Origin of the sequence: Psychrobacter sp. AOP5-GZ1-6 (assembly GCF_052376345.1) — a bacterium.
Classification (GTDB): Bacteria; Pseudomonadota; Gammaproteobacteria; order Pseudomonadales; family Moraxellaceae; genus Psychrobacter.
This window is the reverse complement of sequence record NZ_JBQSVP010000058.1, coordinates 1-18,426: the sequence shown is the minus strand read 5'-3', so window position 1 is coordinate 18,426 and position 18,426 is coordinate 1. Positions and strand designations below refer to the sequence as shown.

General features: G+C 37.9%; 16 protein-coding genes and 1 other annotated feature. Of the genes, 5 read left to right on the top strand and 11 right to left on the bottom strand.

Annotated features, from left to right (window positions below; genetic code table 11):
• From ACT3RN_RS09060 to ACT3RN_RS09050, 3 genes are all read right to left on the bottom strand, one after another.
• Positions 1-696 (bottom strand): DUF6531 domain-containing protein (locus tag ACT3RN_RS09060; RefSeq protein WP_444518579.1); only part of this gene is annotated, 696 nt, incomplete at its 3' end.
• A gap of 526 nt (positions 697-1,222) precedes the next feature.
• A protein-coding gene (locus ACT3RN_RS09055; protein ID WP_444518578.1) for an IS3 family transposase occupies positions 1,223-2,442 on the bottom strand; the annotation gives its coding sequence in 2 pieces (ribosomal slippage) (positions 1,223-2,166 and positions 2,166-2,442; 1,221 coding nt in all).
• Positions 2,051-2,167, bottom strand: a sequence feature (AL1L pseudoknot). (Overlaps the previous gene by 117 nt.)
• Before the next feature lie 289 nt (positions 2,443-2,731).
• Positions 2,732-3,655 carry a LysR family transcriptional regulator gene (locus ACT3RN_RS09050; protein WP_444518577.1) on the bottom strand — a complete coding sequence of 308 codons (924 nt, stop codon included), beginning with the start codon at positions 3,653-3,655 and terminating at the stop codon, positions 2,732-2,734.
• 95 nt (positions 3,656-3,750) lie between these two features.
• Here ACT3RN_RS09050 and ACT3RN_RS09045 point away from each other — a divergent pair, with 95 nt between their 5' ends.
• Together ACT3RN_RS09045 and ACT3RN_RS09040 are read left to right on the top strand one after the other, a co-directional pair.
• On the top strand, positions 3,751-4,320 hold the full coding sequence (locus ACT3RN_RS09045) for a DMT family transporter (protein WP_193009144.1): 570 nt from the start codon (positions 3,751-3,753) through the stop codon (positions 4,318-4,320).
• A gap of 392 nt (positions 4,321-4,712) precedes the next feature.
• Positions 4,713-5,279: a hypothetical protein gene (locus tag ACT3RN_RS09040; protein ID WP_193009145.1), complete on the top strand. Its 567-nt coding sequence runs from the start codon at positions 4,713-4,715 to the stop codon at positions 5,277-5,279.
• 230 nt (positions 5,280-5,509) lie between these two features.
• Here the strand turns inward: ACT3RN_RS09040 and ACT3RN_RS09035 are convergent, their stop codons facing one another.
• Genes ACT3RN_RS09035 through ACT3RN_RS09020 form a run of 4 tightly spaced genes read right to left on the bottom strand, consistent with a single transcriptional unit; the run spans position 5,510 to position 7,604 of the window.
• Positions 5,510-5,827 (bottom strand): hypothetical protein, encoded by a 318-nt coding sequence (locus ACT3RN_RS09035; protein ID WP_226950396.1) that lies wholly within the window; start codon positions 5,825-5,827, stop codon positions 5,510-5,512.
• A 10-nt stretch (positions 5,828-5,837) separates the two neighbouring features.
• On the bottom strand, positions 5,838-6,131 hold the full coding sequence (locus tag ACT3RN_RS09030; RefSeq protein WP_444518576.1) for a hypothetical protein: 294 nt from the start codon (positions 6,129-6,131) through the stop codon (positions 5,838-5,840).
• Positions 6,128-7,372, bottom strand: a complete 1,245-nt coding sequence (locus ACT3RN_RS09025; RefSeq protein WP_444518575.1) for a tyrosine-type recombinase/integrase — start codon at positions 7,370-7,372, stop codon at positions 6,128-6,130. Before ACT3RN_RS09025 ends, ACT3RN_RS09030 begins: the two co-directional genes overlap by 4 nt.
• 16 nt (positions 7,373-7,388) lie before the next feature.
• Positions 7,389-7,604 carry a hypothetical protein gene (locus ACT3RN_RS09020; RefSeq protein ID WP_011513303.1) on the bottom strand — a complete coding sequence of 72 codons (216 nt, stop codon included), beginning with the start codon at positions 7,602-7,604 and terminating at the stop codon, positions 7,389-7,391.
• 195 nt (positions 7,605-7,799) lie between these two features.
• Between ACT3RN_RS09020 and ACT3RN_RS09015 the strand changes: the two genes are divergently transcribed.
• Entirely contained in the window at positions 7,800-8,024 is a 225-nt protein-coding gene (locus ACT3RN_RS09015) for a helix-turn-helix domain-containing protein (RefSeq protein ID WP_105245245.1), read from the top strand.
• Positions 8,025-8,891: 867 nt separating this feature from the next.
• On the opposite strand, the gene ACT3RN_RS09010 is transcribed toward ACT3RN_RS09015, so the two are convergent.
• From ACT3RN_RS09010 to ACT3RN_RS09000, 3 genes are all read right to left on the bottom strand, one after another.
• A complete protein-coding gene (locus ACT3RN_RS09010) occupies positions 8,892-12,344 on the bottom strand; it encodes a tyrosine-type recombinase/integrase (RefSeq protein ID WP_444518574.1) in 3,453 nt (1,150 codons plus the stop codon).
• Between the two features lie 6 nt (positions 12,345-12,350).
• The gene (locus ACT3RN_RS09005) at positions 12,351-14,726 is read right to left on the bottom strand and encodes a hypothetical protein (RefSeq protein WP_444518573.1); all 2,376 of its coding nucleotides are present in this window, start codon (positions 14,724-14,726) and stop codon (positions 12,351-12,353) included.
• Between the two features lie 658 nt (positions 14,727-15,384).
• Positions 15,385-16,245: a hypothetical protein gene (locus ACT3RN_RS09000; RefSeq protein ID WP_444518572.1), complete on the bottom strand. Its 861-nt coding sequence runs from the start codon at positions 16,243-16,245 to the stop codon at positions 15,385-15,387.
• Positions 16,246-16,725: 480 nt separating this feature from the next.
• On the opposite strand from ACT3RN_RS09000, the gene ssb reads away from it, so the two are divergent.
• Positions 16,726-17,223 carry a single-stranded DNA-binding protein gene (gene ssb, locus ACT3RN_RS08995; protein WP_444518571.1) on the top strand — a complete coding sequence of 166 codons (498 nt, stop codon included), beginning with the start codon at positions 16,726-16,728 and terminating at the stop codon, positions 17,221-17,223.
• A gap of 60 nt (positions 17,224-17,283) precedes the next feature.
• Here ssb and ACT3RN_RS08990 read toward each other — a convergent pair whose 3' ends face one another.
• Complete coding sequence (locus ACT3RN_RS08990; RefSeq protein WP_444518580.1) at positions 17,284-17,571, bottom strand: hypothetical protein; 288 nt, start codon at positions 17,569-17,571, stop codon at positions 17,284-17,286.
• Positions 17,572-17,712: 141 nt separating this feature from the next.
• Here ACT3RN_RS08990 and ACT3RN_RS08985 point away from each other — a divergent pair, with 141 nt between their 5' ends.
• Complete coding sequence (locus tag ACT3RN_RS08985; RefSeq protein ID WP_444518570.1) at positions 17,713-18,189, top strand: hypothetical protein; 477 nt, start codon at positions 17,713-17,715, stop codon at positions 18,187-18,189.
• The last annotated feature ends 237 nt before the right edge of the window (positions 18,190-18,426 follow it).

Genomic DNA, 18,426 nt, shown 5'->3' with positions numbered 1-18,426 from the left:
AGTGCCATCAACGCCATAGGTCAATGCCCAATACGGACTACTAGGATCATTGGCATCTTCGGTAACACGGGATAGTTGTCCAAAGCGGTGCTGACCTATTTGGTTAACAGCGTTGGTTTGTCTGTGAGCGGTAAACTGAAACTGTTTGCCAGTAGGTAGGGTCCATAGCCAAGCGGCTCTGGTAGGGTCTGAGCTTTGGGTACGCTCAAGGTAGCCAAGTTCAGATTGTTCAGAGATATAGCGGGTGACGAATAGAGTACTGCCACCCATAGCGGCGGCAGTCTTTTGAAAGTGGATTTGTCGACCGTCGGCTTGAATGATATCTATTTGATCATCAATATCTTGTAGCTGCATCTCATAGTTATGACGCCAACCAATACCAAGTATACCTCTTTGCGTGCTTTTCGAATTGTAATAACGATTAAAGCTAAGACTGTAATCACCACTGTTAGCTTGTATATCAGTTGCCTGCTCAAACTTGTTGCCTGTTAAGACGTTTATAGGGTTGCCCCTAGCCTGATCCGCTTTGATAATATCTACGATTGAAGGGCCACGATTCGCAGGACAAGTGTTAGGAGTGCCTGATTCACCCACTCTATTACAGACAACAGTTCTGGTTTCCGTTATATCTAAATCAGCAATAACTAACGTTGGCACTAAGACCAATAAGCTTGCAAACAGGCGGCTCAAACGCATAGATAATTCTCAACAAATATTTATTTTGATAATCTTGCTATAATATTGAATTGTTTCGAATTTGTCACGCTTGTTTGTCAACATGTTTCAAACAATATTTAATAAAATTCTTTTTAAGTCGCTTATGCCGTAAGTAAAAATGAATATCATAATTGAGTTTTTCATAAGTGTGATTTCGGTATAGCCCAAGGGAACCGCTTAAAAAGCCTCTTAAACCTATTAACAGACCACTTAAAACAGACTTCCATAATGGAACCACTTATAACTGAACCGCACCAGTACCGTAGAAAACTCGATATGTCTAGCTGCATTGCAGTCAGTGAACCATTGCTGCTGTTGCCTTCTATTTATTTAACAGCTTCAGCTTTGAAAGCTGTACTATAGACTCTGGTTTTCTTAGTCATGATAAACTCCTCAGAGAGTCGTTAGTTTACCAAGTTATTCTCCAAGATTCCTTCAGCATAGCTCAATGTCACTTTTGACAAATTGAACCGCCCCGACTATATCGGAGGTTGATTTGCTTGAGTCAGGCAGCTTCACCTAACAGATTAAGATTATCATAATACCGTCTTTCAAACTCAAAAGGTGACACATAACCAATCGTGCTATGCAAACGGGTTTTATTAAACCAGTCTACCCATTCAAAGGTTGCCAGTTCCACATCATTAACGCCAGTCCAACTCTGCTTTAAATAATGAATCACTTCAGCCTTATAAAGCCCGTTGACCGTTTCAGCTAAAGCATTGTCGTATGAATCACCAGTGGTACCCACAGAAGCAATAACACCAGAGTCATCCATTCTATCCGTATAGCGTATGGACAAATACTGAACGCCTCGATCACTATGATAAATGACGTCTTTAGGCTTATTTCTATCAGCTATCGCTTGATTTAACGCTGCCATCACCATATCAGTGTTCATACGATTGGATACTTTCCAGCCGACGATAGCGCGAGCAAACACATCAATAATAAAAGCGGTATACACCCAACCATTCATTGTCTTGATGTAAGTGAAGTCCGCAACCCAAAGCTGATTAGGGCGATGGGCATTAAAGTTACGATTGACTAGGTCATCTGCTCGCTTTTGGTCATCACGACTGTGAGTGGTTATTTTGCCTTTACCACGCCAAACGCCTTGTAGGCTATGCTGCTTCATTAACCGCTCTACCGTACAACGAGCCACATGAATACCATCTGCTTTCATCTGCTGCCAGACTTTGCGAGCACCGTAACGGCACTTGCTGTCCTGCCAGATGCGTCTGATTTCACTGGTGTAGAAATCGTCATGCTGTCTGCGAAATGATCGTTGTTCAGGGTAGCACTCCAAGTATTTAGCGCGATAGTAAGTTGATGGGGCAATCGATAGTACTCGACAGATTGGCTCGATCCCGTAATTGTTTTTATGGTCATCAATAGAGTTGACCATTATTTGGGTAGACGGTCGAGCTCCGCCTGGGCGAAAAAAGCAGCAGCCTTTCTGATGATTTCGTTGGCTTGCTTAAGCTCTTTATTTTCGCGTTCAAGCTCCTTTATCCGTTGATCTTGGCTTTGAGCTTGTACCGAGGCAGGAATAGTTTGCTCAATATGTTTTTTATGCCATGATCGCAGGGTCTCAGGCGTACAGCCAATCTTTGACGCTATGGTTTGAATGGCTGACCATGTGGAGGGATAGTCGTTTGCTGCTTCTATCAACATGCGAACGGCGCGTTCTTTAATCTCAGGGGTGTAGGTTTGTCTTTTCATTGTCGTATTCTCTCAGAATGTTGTGTCTCCGACAATCTCGGGGCGGTTCAGTAGCCTACAGCCTAATATACAAGTCCTCATTAAGGTACAGAACTTATTGAATCAGTTCAGCAATTATCAGCTCATTAAATTCGTTCAGTGAGATATACAGTCATCGAAATATTAATGTTATTTTCTACATATGCAACAGCATAGATCAAACATCGCTATGAACACATTGATGATCAACAGGCTATTATTGATAATAGGTATACGTTGTTAGATTAAGTAATTGTTCTACGTGGTTCTACTAAGTTCTTTCGTTAAGTTCTGCATTGAGCACAGTAGTAATTAATTGCCTCAGCCAATTATGCGCCGCATCGCCCTCACGGCGTTGATGCCATAACAATTTAAAGTCGAATGATTCAATTGGAAAAGGCGGTTCGAATATTTGAACCTGTGAGTTGCTATCAGTCATATCAAAGCTACGCCGCGCCGCTGTCAAAATCAGGTCGGTACCAGCCACTAATTGATTGGCAATTCCCCAATGTGGCAAAGTCATTACAACATGACGACTTAACCCTGCGTCACTAAGTGCGCGTTCAATTTCATTATTAGCACCTGATTGCATGGCAACGAGGATATGCGGTCGAGCCAACCAACTATCTTTATCGAGAATACCAGTATCTGGCAAAGTTTTTTTGTCTGCTAAACAAGCAAAAGACTCAACAAACAGGTTGTGCATACGAAGCGCTTCTGGCACTTTATCTGGGAATACACCGAAAGCCATGTCAGTTTCACCATCGAACACATCCGCCATCATCGCTTCGCGGCTTCCTTGACTCACCTCAAGCTCAATATCAGGTGCAAGAATTCTTAATGAACGCACCAAACTAGGCATAAATACACGCGCGCCATAGTCAGACATAGCCAGACGAAATACTCGCTTCGCACTGAGAGGATTGAATTCTGGGGTCTCAATCAACGCACCGAGCTGCTCTAGAACATCAGTCAAGGGCAGGATTAACTCGCTCGCTCGCGAAGTCAATTCCAATTTTCCTGAACGTCGCACCAATAGAGGGTCATCAAATAGGGTACGCAAATGGGCCAGCGCGTGGCTAACTGCCGGCTGACTTTTATGTAACCGGAGAGCGGCTCGTGATACGTGCTTTTCTACTAATAATGCGTGCAACGTCACGAGCAAATTAAGGTCAATACGTCTTAAGTTATTCATATGACGAATAGTGAAGTAAAAAAACAATAATTTCAATTCAAATTTTTAATATGAAATAATTATTCCAGAAAATTAAATAAATCTGGAGCAAACGTATGAATCTATCACTTACTGGCATCTCTTTTGCCATTATAGCCTTAGTTGCTGGCGCTTTAGTCCCTCTCCAAGCTGCAAGTAACGCTGAATTAGGCCGTGCTCTTGGACATCCTCTTTGGGCAACGGTAGTGTCGTTATTGGTGAGTGTATTTATAGCGATACCTGTCATTCTTTCTATGCGTGTCCCTACGCCCATATTGAGTGAAATCAGACAATTACCAATGTGGGTCTGGTTTGGTGGCATAGCTGGCGTCATCTATATTACGTCCGCATTAATTCTAGTCCCTCGTTTAGGCGCAACTCGCTTTATTGTTTGCGTGATCGCGGGTCAAATGCTTATTTCATTAATATTAGATCAATACGGTCTTATGAATTTACCAGTGAAAGAAATAAATGCTGGCCGTTTAGTAGGTGTTACTTTTGTTCTACTAGGCATGATCATGGTGCTGTGGCTCACGCCTTCATCTACCAATTCAAGTAACGTTAAAGCTAGCATAGCTGGCAATTTAAATACCATAGAAAGTACGTCGACAAGTAGTGCTAAGTCTGTTTCTCATTTTGAAAGCTAGTCATATCTATATCAATGCGTAAACAATGAGAATTAATTATTCAAATACTATTTGGTGATCTTGTTAAGCCTGTATTTGAAAAAAGATAACTGGGGTATGCTATTAAGTCCCTAGAACCAAACTTGGGAGATTTTAATCAAGCGGCGTTGCAATAAAACTCATGATAAACCTGTCTAGGTGATTTTATCCCCAAATCCTTTTGAATTATAGTTTGATTGTATTCAAGCTCAATATAGAGCTTGTAAGATTTGACTAAACCTTATCAGGTTATGATTTTAATAAGTAATTTTAGAAAAAATTATTTAACTTAATTGATGTAGAATTAAACAAATGTACTTACCGTACCATAATTTCCGTTTTCTGTACTGACCGCTATTAAAAAAGGAATTCTTATGAAAAATCTTGCGGCTTATCTTTGTTTTGCCTTGGCTTGCATCTCTACTTCTCATGCTGAAACCATCGCTGGTTACAGCTTTGAAAAATACCCTGCTAAAATCTATAACGCTAAACAAGCACCCTTAAAATTAGGTGACTGGAGCTCTTTTCGTACTCGACTGAAAGCAGCTCATAAAGATGGTGAAATTAACTTCGCGGGTAACTATATCGTAACAACCTGGGGCTGTGGTACAAGCTGTGTATCAGGGGCTATGATTGATAAACGTACTGGTAAAGTATACGGTATCCCACTGGGTGAAACTGAGGATAGTGTCACCCCTTATGAAAGTGGCGCAGAATGCTTCGCAGACGGCGCAGAACTTGATGACAACGAGCGTTTGGCTTTCTATCCCAATAGCCGCTTATTTATCAGTCGCAATTGTGAAGGCGAGCAAGTCAACGAAACCACAGGTAAACAACTTATCACCTATTATGTCAACATTTGGGATGAAAAGACCAAGACATTCAAACTAAAAAAGGTTCAGCAATCTAAACTCGTTAAAGTGGACTACAGTCAATTTTAAACTAACTTTTTTCCTGTATTTACCTTTTAAAGCCAAGTTTTTAGCCTAAACTTGGCTCATACTACCCTCTACCTTTTTTAGAGGTCTTAGCTTGGGCTATCTTGACCAAAAAAATAAACCATCTCGACGTTGTAGTGGCACACTAAATTTAAGCTGTATTTAAGAGAAGATCTGCTGCCCACAAAAAAGCCAGGCAACTCAAGCTGCATGGCTTTAAAATTTCTAATAATTTATCTATGATTATGTTCCCGCCATACAGCATGCTCACATACTTCACAGCACCAACGCTCTTTTGAGCGCATATACGGAATGTCTGCTGGTATCTGTAAAGGGCACACATAACCACAGTACTCACATACAACATCATCTAAGCAGACATAACACTGAGCGACTGCCTCAAAGAGTACTTGAGGACTTACCTCATACTTTTCACAAAGCGTTTTCACATGTTTAATAAAGCCGCTCTGATTATCATATGCCCAGTAATCCTCACATATTTTGATATCATATGGGCTCTGCGTCATATTAGGCTGAAGTTTTACACTCATAATACTCTCCTCAGTAGTTGCCATAATCAGAGTACGGTAATAGCTCATAAAGCTCACTCTGAAGCTGATAACACATATCATCAACTACATAGTTAGTACTCGCGTCTAAGCGCTTCTGTACCCATACACGCAATGCCATATCGTTATTGAAGCAAGACTTCACTCCTAAGAAGCGAGCGAGGTTATGACCCGATGAAATATACAACTCACGCATCAATGCATTAGCAATCTCATTCGCATCATCACTGATTGCACCGTCAGGCTTAAACTCAGCAAACAGCTCCTCATAATTGATAATTGTCATAGTGACGTCTCCTTGTCAGTTTGTGTGCTGGTAACGACTTCTTCATTCTCAGAGCTATTCGATGCGCTAGTTAGCTTCTCCTTGCTCGCCAGTAGCAAATTATCCATCGCAGAGCCATCCTGACGGGTGATATCAGGTACATAACGGCTATACACCCGAAACAGCATTTCAGTACTGCTGTGACCCATCTGCCTTGCTATCCACTCAGGATTTTCACCAGCAGCCAGCCAAAGTGTCGCTGCCGTGTGCCGAGTCTGATAAGCACGCCTATGTTTCAAACCGAGTAGGGCAAGCGTGGGTTTCCATACCCGCCGGTTCACATTGCGGTATTCCATCGGATTGCCTTGTGAGTTGCAAAATACAAACTCTGACTTACCAAAGGTGCGTGCCTTCTGCTCTAGTAGGGCGTCATAGACCAACTGCGACATCGCAATATCGCGCTGTGAGCCTAACGTCTTAGTCGGGCCCATCTCACCGTTTACTAATGCTCCTCGAATACTGATCTCACGACGATCAAAGTTAATGCAGTCCCATTTCAGCCCATCAATCTCACTGGTACGCATCCCGGTAAAGAAGCGAATGGTGTAGTAGGGCTTATAATCCGCACGGACATGCTTTAAAATCAGCCATACCTCACTCAATGTAAACGGGTTTACATCCGGACGAGCTTGCTTGAGATTCTTAATATTTTTATAAGGCATCTCAAACTCATGGCGATCTGATGCTTCTTCTAGTATCATACGAAGAAGTATCATGATCTGGTTGATCCGTGCTACTGACAGACTTGACTGACCATCTTTACCGTAACGAACTTTGGCGAGAGAGCTACGGAAGGTCAGCAAGTCTGGTTTTTTTATGGCATGTACCGCTTTACCACCAAACTCAGGTAGCAAGTACTTGTTCAAAATAATCTGCGTCTTTTGCCGATAGCTCGGCCGCCATTCAATTTTCTTCTCCTCATACCAAATCTCTGAAAACTGCCTAAAGGTTGGATTACGACTGATACAAGCTTCCGCTCTATCAGCCAGTGCCGTCATCTCTTTTAAACGCGTACTCTTCGGAAAGTAGGCGCCATAGTCGAAGATGCCTAGGGTTATTTCTGCTTCCATTTTTTTCAAAACAGTCGCTAATTTTTTTCTGTTAGCTGGGTTGTCTTCCAAGCTAGTCTTTTCTCGACAACGTATACCTAGGTAGTAGAAGTCGGCAATTAGTTTGCCAAACCGTCCTTGTATAGTAGCCATAATAAACCTCCTTCTATTATTGAAGTGCCATACCGTTAATAGCGCTCATCACCGGCTTACACATATCCTCTTCGATACGCTCCCAGACATATAAAATCTTACGACCACCAAAAGGGCGTATGTAATGAATATTCTCAATCAAAACGGTGTCTTTCATTTGATTGCGGATAGTACGTGCGTCGTACTTGATGCGTTCGGCTAACTCATCAGTTGTTAAATAAGTATTGCTCATAGTGTTTACCTCTTTTCAGTTATTAAGTCATTGCATTAAGTGATAGAATAGAAATTATTTTATCAGCCTTAAAAATGCACCTTTGAAGTATCAGCTGTTATTTACCTGCTTAGAGGTAATTAGTAACCGATTTGTGTACTATATTATCTTTTTACCTCAATGTAAAGCATTTTTACCCGAAAAGAGGTATTAATTATGATTGTGTCTAAACTTCCTGTAATTTTGGCAGAGAAAAAGTTGCGTGTAGCAGATGTTGTAAGAGCAACAGGTATGAGTAAATCAACCCTTCATAAGTTATACAATGAAGAGTCATCAAGAATTGACTTCAATACCATCGACCAGTTATGTGAGTTTTTAGATGTGCAGGTGGGTGACTTATTTATTTATAAGCCAAATAATAAAGATAATGAAGAGTCTTGAGGATCTACAAAGTTGAAAGAAATTCTCAGATGAATAATTGGTAGAGCCTTATATATATGACGTTCCAAGGCCTACAATTAAGGTTGGGGTTATTTTTAAAACTTACTTTTTCATGATTTGGTCACGTTTTGGTCACGCTATGAGCTCAACTTATAAAAGCAGTGTAAAAATAAAAATGGTGCTAAGAAAGTGTTTTTTAGCATCAATCTATATAAAGATTAGGATTGCAAGTTGGGGTCAACTATAGAATCTGTATTTATAGCGTGGGCACGAAATGGTCACGTTTTGGTCACGCTGCTGATTTCCGAGCTTTTAATATATTAGATAAACTTAACTATAATAAAATAAATATTCGAAAAAAATACTCTACAAACCCCGAAAAATGGACAAAAAAAAGCCTCACTATTAAGTGAGGCTTTTTAAATATTTGGAGCGGGATAAGAGATTCGAACTCTCGACCCCAACCTTGGCAATGTTAACTGATCGATTTTCATTGGAATGTGTAATTCTACATTAACCTGTATATATTGATATATAAGGGCTTCGAGATGGTTAATGAATTATAGCTTTAAGGGTGGATTAAGTAAACGTATTTTTTAGTCTGAATATGGTCACCCTAATATTAGGGTCTTTTGACCACTTACCCCCTACTCGAGGGGTAAGCGAAATCCACTGCAATATTAGTTATATCTTATAACCTGTTTAGTATTTTCCCTAAAAAGCAGTGAGTCTTTCGTTTTTTACCTGCCGTTTCTGATATTGAGTGCATCGAACTATTTTTAATATATAACGGTTATGCAAATATATTCCTTTCTAACTTAGTATCATATGGTTGTATACCTATCGTATTTTCTCATGGAATGTTTATCAGATCTCATCATCTATTATCATAAAAAGGTGTACTAAAAACCTCAGCAAGCCAGAAAAAGCTTTGCCATTTGATGTTTGATCGTCAGTAATACAAATGCCAAATCTGATAGTACTAGAGTTGTAAGGTTTGAAGACAATTTTTGATGTCTCTGGTTTTTTATCAGCAGGTCTATAGATATCATGGACAGTAGCTTTTATATCTTTATTACCTGCAATCATCCACGACTGTGCAGGTAAAAGTCTCACGCTAATCTGTGCAAACCTTAGAAACTCCTCTATATCTTTTACTGGAAATGAAAGATAGGCATTATCAATAGTGATTTTTTGTCTAACTATCTGTAGAAACCATAGGTAGTCCGCATGTTGTTGATCACGTAAGATCCAGACTGATTTTAGTATGACGGGTAGAAGCTCATAGTTTTCTCTACTTTTCATATTTTTTGGTTGTCGTTGATCCGTTGTTTCAATGAAGCGACATTTTCCCTGGCTAGTAGTAATCTGGGTTATTTGATCAGCGCGTTTAGCGAATACTCGCCCATCCTCGAACTTTATAAATGAATGGTTTGCCGATAGTCTGATATCGCCGCTTTGCTCTAGCAGCTGTAAGAATTTGATGAGTTGATTAATGCCATAGCGTTGAACCCTATCGTCTGCCATATTAGTAGTGAATACATCACTTTCCTTGAAACGATTAGCAGTATCAATAGTAAGGTTTACTGGAATATCTCGACTTTGATTTAAGGTCAGTTTCTTTGCCAATTTGCGAGTATCGGAGATGGATATCTTATCATCGATAATTGAGACACTATTCGACTTGAGTCTATCTTTACTAATACCAGTAATATTTTTAAAGATAGCGTAATCTAATTGCATTTCTGTATTGGCGATAGCGTATGTAGTCATGAGCATTGCCGAATGAATGTAATACTCAAAGCTACGATTGGGAGATACATGTCCGACTAATCCTGAAATTGCATACCATTTATCTTGAGCATCATGATTAACTCCTAATAGCCCGGTCTTCACCTTGGCAATATATTGATTATCGTAACCAGTTAACGTTTTCACAATCTGATTGTTAGCATTCAAAATAAGAGAAAAATTGGTAATTGCTGTATGCCTAAAAGCATGAAATGTATGATCTTTAGCTTCTTCGAATAAGCTCAATATTCTTCTCAGTACTACAAGAGGTTCTGCATCATCAATTGGGTATTTATCGTATGAAGGACTAAATATATAATCTGTTTTATTAAGCTCATTCAGTTGTATATATTGATTAAAAAACTTCAATTCCTCATCAGATAGTAATGAAAAAACAGCTACTCGGCGGATACTACCTTGAGTTTTTGTGCTGCGGTAGATATTTGGACGAATAACTAAAGAGGGTTCACCAAGGGTAAATCCTTCAATATCTTCATACCTCAATCCAAGCAACTCTTTCTTCCGCATGCCTGTACGGTATGCTAAAACAAACAACAGTTTGTACATATCCACTTCGAGAGGATCAACAACTTTTGGCATGTTCAATAGAATTGCTTGATACTCTAGTGGTGAAATCCATTCGCTACGTACCACTCTTTGTGTCTGGGCCTCTTTAATACTTACTTTAGGGAAGTGATAGTGTTCAACCCCTATATCATGTAACCGCTGCAGTAGCTTTGCTGAATATTGGATGTCTTTATTATCACGATAGACAGCTTTGTGCTCTAAAATCTCTTCGTAGCATTCTTCAAAATCCTCACTACTGTAAGTGTTTAGATGCTGTCCTGATAAGAAATAAAGCCACTCATAAGCTACCGAACTTAAATAGCCCTGAATGGTCTCTTTTTTAGGGCGTGGCTTTGTGTTACATCTAGACAGCACAAACTGAATTAAAATATTTTCAGCAATGTCACGCTCTTCATTTAACATCTTTGTTAAATGATAGTTAATATCATATTCATTATTTTTGAGTTTTTCTTTTTGTTGACGAGTATTGTAGTGACTGTCTAACTGTTTATAAATACGTTTCACGATATCTATCTTACGTACTTCCGCCAACTCAGAATACCTAACGGTATTTTTGCTGACTTTAGATAAAGGTACCTCGATTGATAAAGAGGGTTTGTTAGTTTTATACTCTTTATTTAGTAAGTTGGAAAAATCATCTGTGAGTAGACCTGTGGTTTTACGCTTGCCTTGTGCAACTCCGATTAGAGCTTGATCAACAAAGACATTAGGCATCATTTCCCAGTGATAACTCGCATAACTTAGCAACCATGGTAGAGAAGGGACCTTATTTTTAGGTACTTGTAAGACAATACTGAGGTGGTTTCTAAGCAGTTTTTCAATATCTGTGTTCGTCCTAAACTGATAAGGATCATTAAACTTTCTACATCGGTACAACCAGCATTGGCTGATGACGTCTAGAGAAACTTGCTGAGTAATGTATAAAGGGCTCTTTCTTACATTAGGAGACTCCACCCTTTCATTACCATAATTTTTTGTAGGGTAACGTACAGAAACAATGACATGATGATCATTGAAAGCAGTTAAGACTGGTTGATCTAACAGAGTATTGACTAAAGCAGCCAGTAATTCTTTATCATTAATCCCGCCAAAAGCTATTAGTGAGAATACAAGCGACGCTAAGGACTGATTTTGATCTTTACTTGCCGCCACCCAATCTGCCATCATCGCTTTAGTTATTTTATTAAAAAGCTTGCCATTTTTTACCCAGTTTTCATCAATTGATAGTGGGTTTTCCTTTACTAAAACAGGCTCACTGGGTAAAGGGTAGGCATACTCTGACTGCATATAAAACGTGTTGTAGTAGCTGACAAATTTAGTCAAAACCTCCCAAGCATAGCGAAACTGAGCCATTGAAGTATAAATTTTAGAACAGACTTGATGTATCAGTTTTTTTGCTTGTTTTAAAAAAGCTTCGAAGTGCTGTTCATCAAGTGGGTGTGTCATTAATGCTAACTGAACTAAATAATCAGCATAAGTTACTTCCCATTGCTTTAGTTTGATATCGTCAGTTGGCTTGGGATTCTTTTCTAGGTAGATCTTTTTATATCTCTCTGTTGAAAGGATCTTATAGTCGTAAAAGCTTTTATCTACCTTTTTTTGATTGATTAGGTTTTGAAAGTCTTGGAATGCTTGTTTTTGGATATCGTCCCATAGAGTTTGGAAGATACTTAGTAATTCATATTTTTGATAGGTACGTTTTGATACGTCATCTTGGTTTACGCTCAATATGTTTTTATCGCCTTTTCGTTTGGTAAACCCAGCAATAATTTTAGGTGGAAAAACATGTTTATTTACGATTGAAGGGTTAATAGGCTGTTTTGTTACCTCACGAGCCTTACTTTTTTTCTTGTGTTTAGATTTCTGAGTTTGATGCGGATTTGCTAGTTCTTTAAGCGACTTGTTGCTATCGTCATTTGATTTATTTTTTAATGATTTCATTTGCTATCACATTCTTAAATTCATTTGTTGTGCGATTTCCTCAAAGGTATCACGCACTTGCCAAATTTGTTGCTTGTTTACTGATGAGAATTGTCCCAATGCTTCTTGTCGGTTTTTTTCATGACCAATCACTGTGTTGATCAATATCATTGAGACGTTAAGTTTTTCAAGTTGGGTACGTAAGAAGTGCCGTGTCCAATAAGAGTCCTCAAAAGGCATGTAGTCTGCTAATAATTTTGAGATATGGCTTCGCTTGATTTTAATAAGTTTATCGTAATTATCTGATAGCATATTTAGTAAGGTTAACTCATCTTGTTCTTGTTTGATCTGATGAATCATTTTATCGACCTTGGCAGTCGCATAAGGCTGATAATCGACAAGAAATAATTGGTACTTTTTTAAAATTGCCAAAAGAGTAGAGCACAACGGGATTAGTCGATGGTTCTTGACAGCCTTATTAGGTTTATCTGCAACTTCATACCAACCCACCTCTAAGTCAATATCTTTAACATTAGTCAGTCCATTATTTGGACGAGTACCAGTCAACAAACAAAACTGGATCCAAACAAGAGCGCTATACCTATTAAAGTGCTCCTCTTTATTAACGCTATCATCAACCCATACCCATAGGTTCTGTAAAAAAGTATTAACGTATTCTAATGTCAGGGCAAATCCAGAGCCTGTAGTAAAATCTGTTCTGGTGCTCGGCTGGCTAATAAAACTATCGTCTAATTGATTATCATAGTTAAGCAGCTCTATCGCTTGACGATAACGATTAATAAGAAAATCGTTACTATGGCTGCTGTAGTAGGTAGAGGGCGCAAGAGATGCTGGTATTCGACAAATCAGATCGGCAATATGTTGATTACTACCCTGAATGTATCTGTGTAAGATGATATGTAAAGCGGTTTCAATCCGTACTATTGATAGATAGGGTAAGTCTACCTCTTCCTTTATAGCCCGAATATAGTCTGAGATATCCTCCTTGCTTGGTAAGTTTTTTTTATCAGAAAGGAGTTTTATTAATCCCGATGGCATAGGTAGACGGATGATACTTTCTTGGTTTTCGTGGATACTTGCATCATACTCCTGCTTACGATCAGTGATTTGTAGCTGATACTGCAAATATGCAGTATCTTCGAAAACGGTGAATAACCCGGAATCCGCAATGAAACCAGTTGTTATCAAAAACTCTACAGGAACCGCTGTCATCATTGATAGGAGTAAGATTAAAGAGGCTTTATTATATTTATAGTCGTATCGATGTGAATCTATCGCTAATCTGCCAAAAACCTGTTTTAAGCCTGCAACAGAAAGCGTTCGGACATTAGAGTTAAGCTCTAACTCTCGCTGACTGATATAGCTGTGATGAACGTTTTTCTCTATTCTCTGTAACGGTTGCATGTAACGAATTTTCTTATCAGGCAAATCTAGACTGACAATTAGTGGACGTTCTAAAGTATCGATATATTCTTCAATATTTCTAGGTTTTGTTGAGTTTGGTGAATACACTTCATCATCAAAATTTGGTATTGAAGGATATTGATAGTATAAATGTGGAGCTTCGTTTTCAATATCGTATCTACTCAGATTCCAGTAACTATTCTCTACCCAGGTTGAACCGTCTACAAAACTAGCTAACTGTTCGGTAATCTCTCCTTTAAAAGGATCCATATATCTATTTTTCTTTTTGCGCTGGCGAGTGATTTTTTTATTAGGATAGTAGGCTTGCTCAAAGCATTTAACAATCGCGTCAAGCTGCTTAAATTTTTTACTGCGGAATTTGATGGTTGCGTCACTTTCATCAATGTTTGTTAGCAGCTCTTTTCGTACTTCTTGTTCGTACGCTACTACTCTCAATTGTTTTACAAAGAATAAATAGATGAAGTCTACTGTATTTGATAACTCTTCTAACTCGTCAAGTTTTGGTAATATGCTCCAAATCCATCGGTTATTCTTAGCCTTAGAAAATACGGGTAATTTGAATCTGTTAATTATATTCGTTAAATGCGTCCTTGCTTTTTTGTGATGTGATAATAACAAATACGTGTGAATGGATATGCATAACCATATTATTTCTTTGTGCTCATCACGGGTTAAGTTAGCTAACAAGAAAAGTGGTTGTAGAATCGGAGGTAATGCATTAAGTGTCTTTTTACTGACTTCTTCTTGAAAAAGCAAATCGTTTTTTATAGCTATCAACTGCTCTATTAAAGGTGGCGATCGTTGTTGAATGCTTAAGTTAATTAAAGTGGCAATTTCCTTCAGTGAGTCTATCCAGTTCTCAGTGTAGTTATATTCATCTTCAACACTTAAAAAATCAACTTGTTCAATAAGCTGCTTATCCGTCAACAGAACAATTTGATTACCATCATCAGGCATTATATTTCTCGCTATTTTTTGATTCATTCCGTGCGTTATCGTATGTATTCTTATGGATATTCATGTGTCTGCAAAATAGAAAGATAGAGTAGCTATTGAGATTAAACAAATACTGACACTGTTTAGTAGTCAAAGCTGTCTTCAACTCTTGATGGATGTTGTAATAATTTAAATTTTCTTGGCTACGAATGGCTCTATTTATAAAGTTAATAAGTTCATAAAAAATAGTTTCCAGCCTATGAAATTCAGGGGACTCGTTGTCGTTAACGTAGATACAATGTACTTGCTTATCTGTAACTTGCTGTATTTGTCTCTTACAAAAGATTGCTAAAATATAGTTATTTAAGAAGATGAGATTTTTGTCTATGATTGTCACAAATGTAGTAGTTGCTAGTGCTCTTTCAATCTCCATCTCAAGAAAGTCAACTTCTAGTTTTGATAAGATCTCATAAGTTAGAATATAAAGTTGCTTAAACTCGTCATGGTAAGTAATGAACTGCTCTGAGATATAACTGAGTGAGTATTGTTTTAATTTCACTTTATAATCCATTATCTGATAATGTTGCAGGAGGCATGCTCAGTAATTAGAGGCAGGGTACAGTTGAAGCAAAGTCTTGTATTTGAAGCAATCAAAGATTTAACGGTTAATGTATCTAATTTAAAAAACCTCCCAGCATAAGCGTGGTAACTTCATAGAGGCTGGAGTCGGTAAAGCTAGACTAGGACTATAGTAAAAAGATAAAACTTGTTTCATATGTTGGATCTGGTTGTTATATTTCTTTGCATGAGTTATGGCTTCGTACTCATTGCGCAGTTTTACAATATAAAATGTTGAGCTATCTTTCTTCTTTCGAAAACACAAGGCATAAATAGTTTCCTGAAAAAGTCTTTTGTTTTTAATGCCATTATCAATTTTTTCATACAGTACTGGATTTTTTAGGAACTCCCTAATATTTATTTGAAAATCATCTAAATAGAAATCTATCGATGTTTTAAATAAGGTTTTGCGTTTAGTTGTTAAGTGTTCACTAATATAAAGTGCTTGGACCCATATTTTATAGTTACGTTTAGTTGTAGTTACTGTACGATAGTGAGTTGATGATTGGCTTTCTTTGTCAAATGGAGGTGTATCATTTTCTGCTTTTTTCATAGACTCTCTTACTAAAGCCAATTCTGAGTATCGTTCATAGCGTTCTTTAGCTAATAGACATTGCTCAGTAGTGATTTTCCATGCTGAATTTTTATGATAAGCAGGAGGTAGGATCGTAATTATTTTACCAGAACGTTCATCTTGAATTGCTACATAGCAGAATTTATCTTTTGGACTAAAAAATAGTAAATGCCGACGAGATGAACCTGCAATTTGCCCGATGTTCACACATGCTCCATTATCAAGCAGTCTCATTAACTCTAAACTATCTATAGATGTACGCTGAAAGATACGTTTAGCGGCATGAGAAGATGGATAGGCAAAACGTTGTTCGCGGAAAACAAAGTCTTTTAGTTCTTTACTGGTCATAAGATCACCCGGCTAATTAAATTTAGCTGTTATCAAGCGATGCATGGCTATTGCTATATCTTATCCTCACTAATATGATGGTTTTAGTCAACTAATTTGGAGAATAAAATAATTATACATATATGTATGTTTTAAGTATAAATATTAAAAAATCTACAAAGCAGCATCGGATAGAGACAGGGCGATTCAAGTGTAGGCTTGCCTTTTCATTGTTGTATTCTCTCAGAATGTTAAGTCTCCGACAATCCCGGAATGGTTCAGACTAAGTGGCGAGTCGTTTTTAGAATACCTACCTTTATCTATAATGCTTTTTTGGGTATTTAGGAAAGAACTCTTCAACTTTGAAATCACTAACGCATTAGGTTAATAAACATTGAACCTGATAAGTCCTTGATAGAGCAAGTAAAGAAGCGTGTAGAGATGTCGTACAACTACTACAATGTATTATTTAAATAACTACCAAACTAAGAGAGAAATATTATGCGCGGAGTTAATAAAGTCATCATCATCGGAAACCTCGGTGCAGATCCCGAGGCACGTCAGTTTAATAACGGCGGTAGCGTTACCAATATCTCAGTAGCGACCTCTGAGCAATGGACTGATAAACAAAGTGGCGAAAAAAGAGAAGCGACCGAATGGCATCGTGTTTCCCTATTCAATCGTTTAGGTGAAATCGCTGCTCAGTATCTGCGTAAAGGCAGTAAAGTCTATATTGAGGGTAGCTTACGCACTCGTAAGTACCAAGCCCCTGACGGTAGCGACCGTTATGCGACTGAAATTCGCGCTGACCAGATGCAGATGTTAGATAGTAATGACGATAACAACAAACAAATCAGTCATCTGGACCGTCAAAAGCCTCAGAACGACCAGCAAGCACCCAACAATAAAATAAATAAAAACAATGTTAATCAGGGGCTTCCACCCGGGCCAGTAGACGACGATATTCCCTTCGCTCCTCACTTTGACGGTCAATTTTAAATTTTTGAAAACAACCATCAAAACGTTTGAAGGGCTTGTAGTTGTAATCATCGGTGTACACTAGATTCTTTCTAACTGCAATTTAGAAAATACATACACAAAATCAAACAGTGACTCAACAGCTGAAGCAATTAAATGAATAGCGCTTAGAAAATGAATGGCTAGCTTATCATGCCGTGTTGCAATAGCACGGTATTGCTTTGTTTTTGCAAAGAATTTTTCTATAAGTATTATAGGTTCTAGTCGATTGTATTTATAGGAAGTAATATCGTTTCCTTGTACCGCTTTGATGTGCTCAAGGAGTCGGGCATCGGCATTATCAGCTCTGTTGACTAGTAACCCCGCCAAGCATAAGATACTAATCAAATAGAATTAAGCTGTCTGACTCAAGTAAATCTGTTTCGGATACACTTGGGATGGTTACCGTTCAATTAATTTTTTAGAAAAAAACTTACTATTTAGAAAACCTAAATATTATAGATAAATAAAATGGGGTGTGGCTTACTTGTGATTAATTTTTACTTAGACAATGTCTTTTTGATTACTGTTACAATTATAAGTTTAGCTATATTCATACCACTTCTGGGTATGTTTATACTTAAACAACAAGGTTCAACAAATCAAGGTAAGCTTTATACTAAAGATAGAGATTTTCTTGTACACTTTAGCACTGCTTTACTGATGGCTGGGCTTGTAATACCAGTAGTAATTGCGTTTATAGTTAAGATGATTCCTGATTTTATTGAAGATGCTGCTCCTAAAGCAGGCTATTTTATTATAGCTCTTTCTATTTGGCTGATTTTTATTAACATTAAACGTTTTAAGTTTATTGAAAAGAGCAAGTTGATTGACTCAAAAAATGTAGAGGAGGCTAGGTATTTAGAGAAAAAGATGAGTAAGTATAAGTTTGATATGATTTTAATAGTTATATTTATTATTTATATGATAATATTGTTTAATTTATAATAAGCGTACAATTGTCTATGAATAACTACATCGCTGTATTTTTCTTATTTCCTATGCTAATGATCCCGATTACAACACTATGGCTTTGCTTCAAACCTAAATGGTTGCAGTCTACCCATTGGCTGCCAAGCAATAGGATACTGTTAATTCTATATGCTGCCATAGCGTGGGTTATAAGTATTTTAATAATAATTATGCTATATGACTGGGATCATCAAACAACAATTTTTGAGCAAC